General features: G+C 60.6%; 6 protein-coding genes and 1 pseudogene. All 7 read left to right on the forward strand.

Annotation, left to right across the window (positions count from 1 at the left end):
* Window positions 1-76: 76 nt before the first annotated feature.
* The 7 genes and pseudogenes from rplK (at window position 77) to recQ (ending at window position 13,266) form a co-directional block, all read left to right on the forward strand.
* Window positions 77-508 (forward strand): 50S ribosomal protein L11, encoded by a 432-nt coding sequence (gene rplK / locus QFZ94_RS31620; protein ID WP_008922976.1) that lies wholly within the window; start codon window positions 77-79, stop codon window positions 506-508.
* The gene (gene rplA / locus QFZ94_RS31625) at window positions 509-1,207 is read left to right on the forward strand and encodes a 50S ribosomal protein L1 (protein WP_013090766.1); all 699 of its coding nucleotides are present in this window, start codon (window positions 509-511) and stop codon (window positions 1,205-1,207) included.
* Between the two features lie 303 nt (window positions 1,208-1,510).
* Window positions 1,511-2,014 (forward strand): 50S ribosomal protein L10, encoded by a 504-nt coding sequence (rplJ, locus tag QFZ94_RS31630; protein WP_115781228.1) that lies wholly within the window; start codon window positions 1,511-1,513, stop codon window positions 2,012-2,014.
* 63 nt (window positions 2,015-2,077) lie between these two features.
* Complete coding sequence (gene rplL / locus QFZ94_RS31635; protein ID WP_018420143.1) at window positions 2,078-2,455, forward strand: 50S ribosomal protein L7/L12; 378 nt, start codon at window positions 2,078-2,080, stop codon at window positions 2,453-2,455.
* A 369-nt stretch (window positions 2,456-2,824) separates the two neighbouring features.
* Window positions 2,825-6,932: pseudogene (gene rpoB / locus QFZ94_RS31640) on the forward strand (DNA-directed RNA polymerase subunit beta).
* A gap of 21 nt (window positions 6,933-6,953) precedes the next feature.
* A complete protein-coding gene (rpoC, locus tag QFZ94_RS31645; RefSeq protein WP_429461695.1) occupies window positions 6,954-11,192 on the forward strand; it encodes a DNA-directed RNA polymerase subunit beta' in 4,239 nt (1,412 codons plus the stop codon).
* Between the two features lie 226 nt (window positions 11,193-11,418).
* On the forward strand, window positions 11,419-13,266 hold the full coding sequence (recQ, locus tag QFZ94_RS31650) for a DNA helicase RecQ (RefSeq protein ID WP_429461697.1): 1,848 nt from the start codon (window positions 11,419-11,421) through the stop codon (window positions 13,264-13,266).
* Window positions 13,267-13,379 lie beyond the last annotated feature (113 nt).

The raw sequence follows: 13,379 nt of genomic DNA on the forward strand, positions 1-13,379 counted from the left end.
GCCAAGCGTCGGCGAACACGCGCTACTACTCACTGAGCGTCCGCACGTAGGTCGGCGTTCCAAAGAGGTTCTCGAAATGGCAAAGAAAATTATCGGCTTTATTAAGCTGCAGATTCCTGCAGGTAAAGCCAACCCGTCGCCGCCGGTTGGTCCGGCACTGGGTCAGCGCGGCCTAAACATCATGGAGTTCTGCAAGGCGTTCAACGCGCAGACTCAAGCAATGGAGCCGGGTCTGCCGATTCCTGTTGTGATCACGGCATTCGCAGACAAGAGCTTCACATTCGTTCTGAAGACGCCGCCGGCAACGGTTTTGATCAAGAAGGCAGCGAAGCTCGACAAGGGTTCAAGCAAGCCGCATACCGACAAGGTCGGCAAGATCACCCGCGCTCAAGCCGAAGATATCGCCAAGACCAAGATGCCCGATCTGACGGCTGCTGATTTGGACGCAGCGGTTCGTACGATCGCTGGTAGCGCCCGCTCGATGGGCATCACCGTGGAGGGCGTGTAAATGGCTAAGCTTTCGAAGCGTCTGCAAGCATTTGCAGCCAAAGTGGATCGTCAGAAGCTGTATCCGATCGAGGATGCTTTGTCGCTCGTGAAGGAATGTGCAAGCGCGAAGTTCGACGAGTCGATCGACGTCGCCGTGCAACTCGGCATCGACGCAAAGAAATCGGATCAAGTGGTTCGTGGCTCGGTCGTGCTGCCGGCTGGTACTGGTAAGTCGGTCCGTGTCGCTGTGTTCGCGCAGGGCGACAAGGCTGAGCAGGCTCGTGCGGCTGGTGCTGACGTCGTCGGTATGGAAGACCTCGCTGAACAGGTCAAGGCCGGCAACCTGAACTTCGACATCGTGATCGCTTCGCCGGACACGATGCGTATTGTCGGTACGCTCGGTCAGATCCTCGGCCCGCGCGGTCTGATGCCGAACCCGAAGGTCGGCACGGTCACGCCGGACGTCGCGACCGCGGTCAAGAACGCCAAGGCGGGTCAGGTGCAATTCCGTGTCGACAAGGCCGGTATCATCCACGCAACGATCGGCCGTGCTTCGTTCGAACCGGCAGCTCTGCGCAACAACCTGAACGCGCTGATCGAAGCGCTGCAAAAGGCGAAGCCGGCAACGAGCAAGGGTGTGTACCTCCGCAAGGTCGCTCTGTCGAGCACGATGGGTGTTGGCGTTCGCGTCGACCAAACGTCGATCGCTGCACAGTAATGAATTTGGCCGCTCCGGTGCGAATCGGAGCGGTTTTTATGGGCTTTGGGCGGTTGCGAGGTGGCAGTCTGCACTGCGCAACCGGTTGTCAAAGACCGTTGGCGGGCACGCAGCAGGTAGGCGGGTCCTTAATGTAAAGCCAACGCAGATGGCGAACCCGAAAAGGTTTTGTAGTGATGAAGCCGTCGGATGTCCGTGGGAATGCGGGCTTCGGACGGTCGAAATACTCCTGACTGGTCGGACGCCGTTATTGAATGCGGTACACATGGCGCACGCTGCGTGTATCGAATCTGGAGGTTAACCGTGCCACTCAACAAAGAAAGCAAGCAGGCCGTCGTCGCTGAGGTTGCCGCGCAAGTCGCGAAAGCTCAGACCGTGGTTCTGGCTGAGTATCGTGGAATCGCGGTTGGCGATCTGACCAAGCTGCGCGCGAAAGCGCGTGAGCAACAGGTTTACCTTCGCGTGTTGAAGAACACGCTGGCGCGTCGCGCCGTTGAGGGTACCCCGTTTGCTCCGCTGGCAGAGCAGATGACTGGCCCCCTGATCTACGGCATCTCCGAAGATGCAATTGCTGCTGCTAAGGTCGTCAATGACTTCAGCAAGAGCAATGACAAGTTGGTCATCAAGGCTGGTTCCTACGAAGGCAAGGTGATGGACAAGGCGGGCGTGCAAGCGCTGGCAAACATCCCGAGCCGCGAAGAACTGCTCTCCAAGCTGTTGTTCGTTATGCAGGCACCTGTTTCTGGCTTTGCGCGCGCTCTGGCCGCGCTTGCAGAAAAGAAACAAGGCGAAGAAACCGCTGCGTAATGCACTTCAGTCGAGCGTAATTGATCGCTGGCTGTATCCGAATTCAATTTAGGAGTATTTCAAATGGCAATCGCAAAAGAAGACATCCTCGAAGCCGTAGGCTCGATGTCGGTTCTGGAACTGAACGAGCTGGTCAAGGCGTTCGAAGAAAAGTTTGGCGTGTCGGCAGCTGCTGTTGCAGTGGCAGGCCCGGCAGGTGCAGCCGGCGGCGCAGCTGCTGCTGAAGAGCAGACCGAATTCACGGTCATCCTGGCTGAGACCGGTGCAAACAAGGTTTCGGTCATTAAGGCTGTTCGCGAACTGACGGGTCTCGGCCTGAAGGAAGCGAAGGATCTGGTCGACGGCGCACCGAAGCCCGTTAAGGAAGCGGTGCCCAAGGCTGCTGCTGAAGAAGCCAAGAAGAAGCTGGAAGAAGCCGGCGCGAAGGTTGAAATCAAGTAAGCTTCAGCGCGCTGTGCGAAGGCTGGCGGTTTTCCACCGCCGGCCTTTTTGTGCTTTGTGGAGGACGCGTTTTTGCAGGTGTATGCCAGCAGGAATGTGATTTCCAGAAGCCAAAGAGAAACGCCCTCGGTAATATTGACCGGCGTTTCTCTTTGTCTTCTGAAGCGACTGCAGAAGGCAAGTTTGGTCGGGTAGCGGGCAACACAGGCATCCGCTGCCGTCAGCCAGCGGTTGGTAGCGGCCAACCACCAAGCTTCTAGGCTCGTTCAAGCCATCGGACGGCCATCGGGTCTCAGTCGGTGAACACTCGGGTTGTCTCATCAAGGTATCCTGCCTCGACAACTATGCCCGCCGTGATTCGGAGATCGTATGCAATATTCCTTCACCGAGAAGAAGCGTATTCGCAAGAGTTTTGCGAAGCGCCCCATCGTTCACCAAGTACCTTTCCTGCTGGCTACCCAGCTTGAATCATTCAGCACGTTTCTGCAAGCAGATACGTCGTCTACTCAACGCAAGCCGGAAGGCCTGCAGGCCGCGTTCACTTCCGTTTTCCCGATCGTTTCGCACAACGGTTTCGCGCGTCTCGAGTTCGTCAGCTACATGCTGTCTCCGCCGGCATTCAACATCAAGGAATGCCAGCAGCGCGGTCTGACGTACTGCTCGGCGCTGCGCGCCAAGGTGCGTCTGGTGCTGCTCGACAAGGAATCGCCGAGCAAGCCGGTCGTCAAGGAAGTGAAGGAACAGGAAGTATACATGGGCGAAATTCCGCTCATGACACCGACCGGTTCGTTCGTCATCAACGGCACGGAACGTGTGATCGTTTCGCAGCTGCACCGTTCGCCGGGTGTGTTCTTCGAACACGACAAGGGCAAGACGCACAGCTCGGGCAAGCTGCTGTTTTCGGCACGTATCATTCCTTACCGTGGCTCGTGGCTCGACTTCGAGTTCGACCCGAAGGACGTGCTGTACTTCCGCGTCGACCGCCGCCGCAAGATGCCGGTCACGATCCTGTTGAAGGCAATCGGCCTGACGCCGGAACAGATCCTCGCAAACTTCTTCGTGTTCGACAATTTCACGCTGATGCCGGAAGGCGCGCAGATGGAATTCGTGCCGGAGCGTCTGCGCGGTGAAGTCGCGCGCTTCGATATCACGGACCGCGACGGCAACGTGATCGTCCAGAAGGACAAGCGGATCAACGCCAAGCATATTCGCGACCTGGACAACGCGAAAACCAAGTTCATCTCGGTACCGGAAGACTATCTGCTCGGCCGCGTGCTCGCGAAGAACGTGATCGACGGCGATACGGGTGAAGTCATCGCGAACGCGAACGACGAAATCACGGAATCCGTGCTCGAGAAGCTGCGCGAAGCGAAGATCAAGGACATCCAGACGCTCTATACGAACGATCTAGACCAGGGTCCGTACATCTCGTCGACGCTGCGTATCGACGAAACGGCCGACAAGATGGCCGCGCGCATCGCAATCTACCGCATGATGCGCCCGGGCGAGCCGCCGACCGAAGAAGCGGTCGAGGCGTTGTTCAACCGCCTGTTCTACAGCGAAGAAGCGTACGACCTGTCGAAGGTGGGTCGGATGAAGTTCAACCGCCGCGTCGGCCGTGACGAAATCGTCGGCCCGATGACGCTGCAGGACGACGACATCCTCGCGACGATCAAGATCCTCGTCGAACTGCGCAACGGCAAGGGCGAAGTGGACGACATCGACCACCTCGGTAACCGTCGTGTGCGTTGCGTCGGCGAACTCGCGGAGAACCAGTTCCGCGCGGGCCTCGTGCGTGTCGAACGTGCTGTGAAGGAACGCCTCGGCCAGGCCGAAAGCGAAAACCTGATGCCGCACGACCTGATCAACTCGAAGCCGATTTCGTCGGCGATTCGCGAGTTCTTCGGTTCGTCGCAGCTGTCTCAGTTCATGGACCAGACCAACCCGCTGTCGGAAATCACGCACAAGCGTCGTGTTTCCGCACTGGGCCCGGGCCGGTCTGACGCGTGAGCGCGCAGGCTTCGAAGTCCGCGACGTGCATCCGACCCACTACGGCCGTGTGTGCCCGATTGAAACGCCGGAAGGACCGAACATCGGTCTGATCAACTCGCTCGCTCTGTACGCGCACCTGAACGAATACGGCTTCCTCGAAACGCCGTATCGCAAGGTTGCCGACGGCAAGGTGACCGACCAGATCGATTACCTGTCGGCGATCGAAGAAGGCCGTTACGTGATCGCCCAGGCGAACGCGGCGGTGGCCGACGACGGCACGCTGACCGACGAACTCGTGTCGTCGCGTGAAGCGGGCGAAACGCTGATGGTCACGCCGGACCGCATCCAGTACATGGACGTGGCGCCGTCGCAGATCGTGTCGGTCGCAGCTTCGCTGATCCCGTTCCTCGAGCACGACGACGCGAACCGCGCATTGATGGGCTCGAACATGCAGCGCCAAGCTGTGCCGTGTCTGCGTCCGGAAAAGCCGGTCGTCGGTACGGGCATCGAGCGCACCGTGGCGGTCGACTCGGGCACGACGGTTCAGGCACTGCGTGGCGGAGTGGTCGATTACGTCGACGCGGGCCGTATCGTGATTCGCGTGAATGACGACGAAGCGGTCGCAGGTGAAGTCGGTGTCGACATTTACAACCTGATCAAGTACACGCGTTCGAACCAGAACACGAACATCAACCAGCGTCCGATCGTGAAGATGGGCGACAAGGTTGCGCGCGGTGACGTGCTGGCTGACGGCGCATCGACCGATCTGGGCGAGCTCGCGCTCGGCCAGAACATGTTGATCGCGTTCATGCCGTGGAACGGCTACAACTTCGAAGACTCGATCCTGATCTCGGAGAAGGTGGTTGCGGACGACCGTTACACGTCGATCCACATCGAAGAACTGAACGTCGTTGCTCGCGACACGAAGCTCGGACCGGAAGAAATCACGCGCGACATCTCGAACCTCGCGGAAGTGCAGCTTGGCCGTCTCGACGAGTCGGGCATCGTTTACATCGGCGCGGAAGTCGAAGCGGGCGACGTGCTGGTCGGCAAGGTCACGCCGAAGGGCGAAACCCAGCTGACTCCGGAAGAGAAGCTGCTGCGCGCGATCTTCGGTGAGAAGGCGTCTGACGTGAAGGACACGTCGCTGCGTGTGCCGTCGGGCATGAGCGGTACCGTGATCGACGTTCAGGTGTTCACGCGTGAAGGCATCCAGCGCGACAAGCGCGCCCAACAGATCATCGACGATGAACTGAAGCGCTATCGTCTCGACCTGAACGACCAGCTGCGTATCGTGGAAGGCGATGCGTTCCAGCGTCTCGCGCGTATGCTCGAAGGCAAGGTCGCGAACGGCGGTCCGAAGAAGCTCGCGAAAGGCACGAAGATCGAGCGCGCTTACCTTGAAGATCTGGACCACTACCACTGGTTCGACATCCGCCTCGCGGATGAAGAAGCAGCAGCCCAGCTCGAGGCGATCAAGAACTCGATCGAAGAGAAGCGTCACCAGTTCGATCTCGCGTTCGAAGAGAAGCGCAAGAAGCTGACCCAGGGCGACGAACTGCCGCCGGGCGTGCTGAAGATGGTGAAGGTGTATCTGGCGGTGAAACGCCGTCTGCAGCCCGGCGACAAGATGGCAGGCCGTCACGGTAACAAGGGTGTCGTGTCGAAGATCGTGCCGATCGAAGACATGCCGTACATGGCCGACGGCCGTCCGGCTGACGTCGTTCTGAACCCGCTCGGCGTGCCGTCGCGGATGAACGTGGGTCAGGTTCTCGAAGTGCATCTGGGTTGGGCCGCGAAGGGTCTCGGCTGGCGTATCGGCGAAATGCTCCAGCGTCAGGCGAAGATCGCAGAACTGCGCGAATTCCTGATCAAGATCTACAACGAATCAGGCCGTGCCGAAGAGCTGGATAGCTTCAGCGACGACGAAATCCTCGAACTGGCGAAGAACCTGCGCGAAGGCGTGCCGTTCGCAACGCCGGTGTTCGACGGTGCGACGGAAGAAGAAATGTCGCGCGCGCTGGATCTGGCGTTCCCGGACGACATCGCTGAAAACCTCGGCATGACGCCGTCGAAGAACCAGGTGCGTCTGTTCGACGGCCGCACGGGCGAGATGTTCGAACGTACGGTGACGGTCGGCTACATGCACTACCTGAAGCTGCACCACCTGGTCGACGACAAGATGCACGCGCGTTCCACGGGCCCATACTCGCTCGTGACGCAGCAGCCGTTGGGCGGTAAGGCGCAGTTCGGTGGCCAGCGTTTCGGTGAGATGGAAGTGTGGGCGCTCGAAGCGTACGGCGCATCGTACGTGCTGCAGGAAATGCTGACGGTGAAGTCGGACGACGTGACCGGCCGGACCAAGGTTTACGAGAACCTGGTGAAGGGCGATCACGTGATCGATGCCGGCATGCCTGAGTCGTTCAACGTGTTGGTGAAGGAAATCCGGTCGCTGGGTATCGACATCGACCTGGACCGGAACTAATCGGACTACTGGAGAGAAGCGATGAAAGCTTTGCTCGATCTATTCAAGCAAGTCCAACAACCTGAAGTTTTTGACGCGATCAAGATCGGTCTGGCCTCGCCTGACAAGATCCGTTCGTGGTCGTTCGGTGAAGTCAAAAAGCCGGAAACCATCAACTACCGCACGTTCAAGCCGGAGCGCGATGGTCTGTTCTGCGCGAAGATCTTTGGTCCGATCAAGGACTACGAATGCCTTTGCGGCAAGTACAAGCGCCTGAAGCACCGCGGCGTGATCTGCGAGAAGTGCGGCGTCGAAGTGACGCTCGCGAAGGTGCGTCGCGAGCGCATGGGCCACATTGAACTGGCCTCACCGGTCGCGCACATCTGGTTCCTGAAGTCGCTGCCGTCGCGTCTGGGCATGGTGCTCGACATGACGTTGCGCGATATCGAGCGCGTGCTGTACTTCGAAGCATACGTGGTGATCGATCCGGGCATGACGCCGCTCAAAACGCGGCAGATCATGACCGAAGAGGATTACTACAACAAGGTCGAGGAATACGGTGACGAATTCCGTGCCGAAATGGGCGCGGAAGGTATTCGCGAGCTGCTGCGTGCGATCAACATCGACGAGCAGGTCGAAATGCTGCGCACGGAACTGCGCAACACCGGCTCGGAAGCGAAGATCAAGAAGTACGCGAAGCGCCTGAAGGTGCTTGAGGCGTTCCAGCGTTCGGGCATCAAGCCGGACTGGATGGTCCTCGAAGTGCTGCCGGTGCTGCCGCCGGAACTGCGTCCGCTGGTGCCGCTCGACGGCGGCCGTTTCGCGACGTCGGATCTGAACGACCTGTATCGCCGCGTGATCAACCGTAACAACCGGTTGAAGCGTCTGCTCGAGCTGAAGGCACCTGAAATCATCGTCCGCAACGAAAAGCGGATGCTGCAGGAAGCCGTCGACTCGCTGCTCGACAACGGCCGTCGCGGCAAGGCGATGACCGGTGCGAACAAGCGTCCGCTGAAGTCGCTCGCTGACATGATCAAGGGTAAGGGCGGTCGCTTCCGTCAGAACCTGCTCGGTAAGCGTGTCGACTACTCCGGCCGTTCGGTGATCGTGGTCGGCCCGACGCTGAAGCTGCATCAGTGCGGTCTGCCGAAGCTGATGGCACTCGAACTGTTCAAGCCGTTCATCTTCAACAAGCTCGAAGTGATGGGTGTCGCTACCACCATCAAGGCTGCGAAGAAGGAAGTCGAGAACCAGACGCCGGTGGTGTGGGACATCCTCGAAGAGGTGATCCGCGAACATCCGGTCATGCTGAACCGTGCGCCGACGCTGCACCGTCTCGGCATCCAGGCTTTCGAGCCCGTGCTGATCGAAGGTAAGGCAATCCAGCTGCACCCGCTCGTCTGCGCGGCGTTCAACGCCGACTTCGACGGTGACCAGATGGCCGTTCATGTGCCGCTGTCGCTCGAAGCGCAGATGGAAGCGCGCACGCTCATGCTCGCGTCGAACAACGTGCTGTTCCCGGCAAACGGGGATCCGTCGATCGTGCCGTCGCAGGACATCGTGCTCGGCCTGTACTACGCGACGCGCGAAGCGGTGAACGGCAAGGGCGAAGGCCTGACGTTCACGGGCGTGTCGGAAGTGCTGCGCGCGTACGAGAACAAGGAAGTCGAGCTTGCCTCGCGCGTCAACGTGCGGATCACCGAAATGGTCCACAACGAAGACAAGTCGGAAGGCGCGCCGGCGTTCGTGCCGAAGATCACGCTGTACGCGACCACGGTTGGCCGCTCGATCCTGTCGGAAATCCTGCCGCCGGGTCTGCCGTTCTCGGTGCTGAACAAGCCGCTGAAGAAGAAGGAAATCTCGCGTCTGATCAACACCGCGTTCCGCAAGTGCGGTCTGCGTGAGACGGTGATTTTCGCCGACCAGTTGATGCAGTCGGGCTTCCGTCTGGCAACGCGCGCTGGTATTTCGATCTGCGTCGACGACATGCTCGTGCCGCCGCAGAAAGAAACTATCGTCGGCGATGCCGCGAAGAAGGTGAAGGAATACGACCGTCAGTACATGTCGGGTCTCGTCACCGCCCAGGAACGCTACAACAACGTGGTCGACATCTGGTCGGCAACGTCGGAAGCAGTCGGCAAGGCGATGATGGAACAGCTGTCGACGGAACCGGTCACGGACCGTGACGGCAACCAGACGCGTCAGGAGTCGTTCAACTCCATCTACATGATGGCGGACTCGGGCGCTCGTGGTTCCGCGGTTCAGATTCGTCAGCTGGCAGGTATGCGCGGCCTGATGGCGAAGCCGGACGGCTCGATCATCGAGACGCCGATTACGGCGAACTTCCGCGAAGGTCTGAACGTGTTGCAGTACTTCATCTCGACCCACGGTGCACGTAAGGGTCTGGCTGATACGGCGCTGAAGACCGCGAACTCGGGTTACCTGACGCGTCGTCTGGTCGACGTGACGCAGGATCTGGTCGTCGTCGAGGAAGATTGCGGCACGTCGAACGGCGTGGCGATGAAGGCGCTGGTGGAAGGCGGTGAAGTGGTCGAAGCGCTGCGTGACCGTATTCTGGGTCGCGTGGCCGTGGCTGACATCGTCAACCCGGAATCGCAGGAAACGCTGTTCGAAGCGGGCACGTTGCTCGACGAAGACGCGGTCGAAGATATCGAACGCCTCGGCATCGACGAAGTGCGCGTGCGCACGCCGCTCACCTGCGAAACGCGCTACGGTCTGTGCGCGGCCTGCTACGGTCGCGACCTCGGCCGCGGCTCGCTGGTGAACGTCGGCGAAGCGGTCGGCGTGATCGCGGCGCAGTCGATCGGTGAACCGGGCACGCAGCTCACGATGCGTACGTTCCACATCGGTGGCGCGGCGTCGCGTGCGGCGGTGGCTTCGTCGGTCGAAGCGAAGTCGAACGGTACGGTGCGTTTCACGTCGACGATGCGTTACGTCACGAATGCGAAGGGCGAACAGATCGTCATCTCGCGTTCGGGCGAAGCGATGATCACCGACGATCACGGCCGCGAGCGCGAGCGTCACAAGGTGCCGTACGGCGCGACGCTGCTGCAGCTCGACGGTGCGCAGATCAAGGCCGGCACGCAACTGGCCACGTGGGATCCGATGACGCGTCCGATCATCACCGAGTACGGTGGTACGGTGAAGTTCGAGAACGTCGAGGAAGGCGTGACGGTCGCGAAGCAGATCGACGACGTGACGGGTCTGTCCACGCTCGTCGTGATCGACGTGAAGCGTCGTGGTTCGCAGGCGTCGAAGACGGTGCGTCCGCAGGTCAAGCTGCTCGATGCGAACGGCGAGGAAGTGAAGATCCCGAACACCGAGCACTCGGTGCAGATCGGCTTCCAGGTCGGCGCGCTGATCACCGTGAAGGACGGTCAGCAGGTGCAGGTCGGTGAAGTGCTTGCACGTATCCCGACCGAATCGCAGAAGACGCGTGACATTACCGGTGGTCTGCCGCGTGTGGCGGAACTGTTCGAAGCACGTTCGCCGAAGGACGCAGGTATCCTGGCGGAAGTCACGGGTACGACGTCGTTCGGTAAGGACACGAAGGGCAAGCAGCGTCTCGTTATCACGGACCTCGAGGGCAACCAGCACGAGTTCCTGATCGCGAAGGAAAAGCAGGTTCTGGTGCACGATGGTCAGGTCGTCAACAAGGGCGAAATGATCGTCGACGGACCGGCGGATCCGCACGACATCCTGCGTCTGCAGGGCGTCGAGGCGCTGTCGCGTTACATCGTGGACGAAGTGCAGGACGTGTACCGTCTGCAGGGCGTGAAGATCAACGACAAGCACATTGAAGTGATCGTGCGTCAGATGCTGCGCCGCGTGCAGATCACCGACAACGGCGATACGCGTTTCATCCCGGGCGAACAGGTCGAGCGATCGGACATGCTCGACGAGAACGACCGTATGATCGCGGAAGACAAGCGTCCGGCAACGTACGAAAACGTGCTGCTTGGTATCACGAAGGCGTCGCTGTCGACCGATTCGTTTATCTCCGCGGCGTCGTTCCAGGAAACGACCCGCGTGCTGACCGAAGCGGCGATCATGGGCAAGCGCGACGACCTGCGTGGCCTGAAGGAAAACGTGATCGTCGGCCGTCTGATTCCGGCCGGTACGGGTCTCGCGTTCCACAAGGCGCGCAAGAGCAAGGAACTGGCCGACCGCGAGCGTTTCGATCAGATCGCAGCGGAAGAGTCGTTCGAATTCGGTACGCCGGAAACCCCGGCCGCCGAACAGCAGCACTCGGGCGAGTAAGTGCTGGCGGCGCAAGCCGCCTTGCCTGACGCGCCACCAAAGCCGCTCAGTTTCGACTGAGCGGCTTTTTTTTGCTCATTTTTTGCGCGTGCATCGGCGCCATGCGCGGGAGCACCCCTAGGCCGGATGGCCAAGGTTGTCGCAAAGCGCGGGCGCGGCGCAAATGCGTTGGTAAAATTCGTCTCACCGCCTGCGTGCCGTTCCCTTCGCCGTCTCTGTCAAATACATGTCCCGTCCGCTCGAAATCCTCAACGAAGTCTTTGGTTATCCCGCGTTCAGAGGGCAGCAGGGCGAAATTGTCGAGCACGTCGCCGATGGCGGCGATTGCCTCGTGCTGATGCCGACGGGCGGCGGCAAATCGCTGTGCTATCAGATTCCGTCGCTAGTGCGGCGCGAACGCGGCTTTGGCACCGGCATCGTGGTGTCGCCGCTGATCGCGCTGATGCAGGATCAGGTGGCCGCGTTGACCGAAGTCGGCGTGCGGGCCGCGTATCTGAATTCGACGCTGTCGAGCTCGGAGGCGATGGCCACCGAACGGGCGCTTCGCGACGGCGACATCGATCTGCTCTACGTCGCTCCGGAGCGACTGATGACGTCGCGCTTCCAGGAACTGCTCGAGCGCACGCGCATCGGCCTTTTCGCGATCGACGAAGCGCACTGTGTGTCGCAATGGGGACACGATTTCCGGCCCGAATATATCCAGCTGTCGGTACTGCACGAGCGCTTTCCTAATGTGCCGCGCATCGCGCTGACGGCGACCGCCGACGCGATCACGCGCGACGAAATCATTCACCGTCTCGCGCTCGAGGACGCGCGCGTGTTCGTGTCGAGTTTCGATCGGCCGAACATCCGCTATCGCATCGCTGAAAAAGACAACGCGCGCACGCAGCTGCTCGACTTCATCCGCGCCGAGCACACGAGGGCCGACGGCACGACCGACGCGGGCGTCGTCTATTGCCTGTCGCGCCGCAAGGTCGAGGAGACCGCGGAGTGGTTGAAGGAAAAGGGCATGCGCGCGCTGCCATACCACGCCGGCATGGAATTCGAAGTGCGCCAGAAGCATCAGGAAATGTTCCAGCGCGAGGAAGGCATCGTGATGTGCGCGACGATTGCGTTCGGCATGGGCATCGACAAACCCGATGTGCGGTTCGTCGCGCATCTGGATTTGCCAAAGAGCGTGGAAGGGTACTACCAGGAGACCGGCCGGGCGGGCCGCGACGGCCTACCGTCGAATGCGTGGATGGCCTACGGGCTCGGCGACGTCGTGCAGCAGCGCAAGATGATCGACGAATCCGAAGCCGATGACGCCCACAAGCGCGTCCAGACCGGCAAGCTCGATGCGTTGCTCGGTTTGTGCGAAACGGCGACCTGCCGGCGGGTGCGCCTGCTCGCGTACTTCGGCGAAACGAGCCAACCGTGCGGAAACTGCGACAACTGCCTCGAGCCGCCTCCGACCTGGGATGCGACGCGCGAGGCGCAGATGGCGCTGTCGTGCGTGTTTCGCGCGCAGCGTGCGAGCGGCTTTCATTTCGGCGCCGGACACTTGATCGACATTTTGCGCGGCAACCGCAGCGAGAAAATCCTGCAGCGCGGGCACGAGAAGCTGACCACGTTTGGGATTGGCGCGGCACTCGGTGAGCCGGAATGGCGTGCGATCTTCCGTCAGCTAGTCGCATTCGGCTACCTGACGGTCGACCACGAGGGCTTCGGGTCGCTCGTGCTCACGGAGGCGAGCAAGCCGGTGCTCAAGGGCGAGCAGAAGGTGACGATGCGGCGCTACGTCAAGCCCACACGCACGCGTCAATCGTCGGGGCGCACGAGCGAACGCGCCGATCCGACCATTGGGATGGGCCCTCGCGAGCGGGCCCGCTGGGAGCGTCTACGCATGTGGCGCACCGAAACCGCGAAGAGCGACGGCGTGCCGGCTTATGTGATTTTCCATGACGCGACGCTTGCGGAAATTGCCCGTCTCGGCCCCGATTCGATCGAAGATCTGCGTGGGATTCCAGGCATGGGCGCCCGTAAACTCGACCGTTTCGGTTACGAACTGCTGAACGTCGTAGCGGCCGACTGACCCCATCTGGCTATTTCGCCGGATTGACAGCGATGCGAAACATCGCAACCTGTTGACTCCCTTAGTATTTTCGGAATATTATGCTAGGTTCCGGTTCTTGGGATGCGTGCGCG

The sequence above is a fragment of the Paraburkholderia sp. JPY465 genome (assembly GCF_050436725.1).
Taxonomy (GTDB): domain Bacteria; phylum Pseudomonadota; class Gammaproteobacteria; order Burkholderiales; family Burkholderiaceae; genus Paraburkholderia; species Paraburkholderia youngii.

What these genes read in the sequence shown, in the direction of transcription:
- rpoC (WP_429461695.1), top strand. Translation starts at nt 6,954, where the DNA reads ATGAAAGCTTTGCTCGATCTATTCAAGCAAGTCCAACAACCTGAAGTT.
- rplL (WP_018420143.1), top strand. Translation starts at nt 2,078, where the DNA reads ATGGCAATCGCAAAAGAAGACATCCTCGAAGCCGTAGGCTCGATGTCG.
- recQ (WP_429461697.1), top strand. Translation starts at nt 11,419, where the DNA reads ATGTCCCGTCCGCTCGAAATCCTCAACGAAGTCTTTGGTTATCCCGCG.
- rplA (WP_013090766.1), top strand. Translation starts at nt 509, where the DNA reads ATGGCTAAGCTTTCGAAGCGTCTGCAAGCATTTGCAGCCAAAGTGGAT.
- rplK (WP_008922976.1), top strand. Translation starts at nt 77, where the DNA reads ATGGCAAAGAAAATTATCGGCTTTATTAAGCTGCAGATTCCTGCAGGT.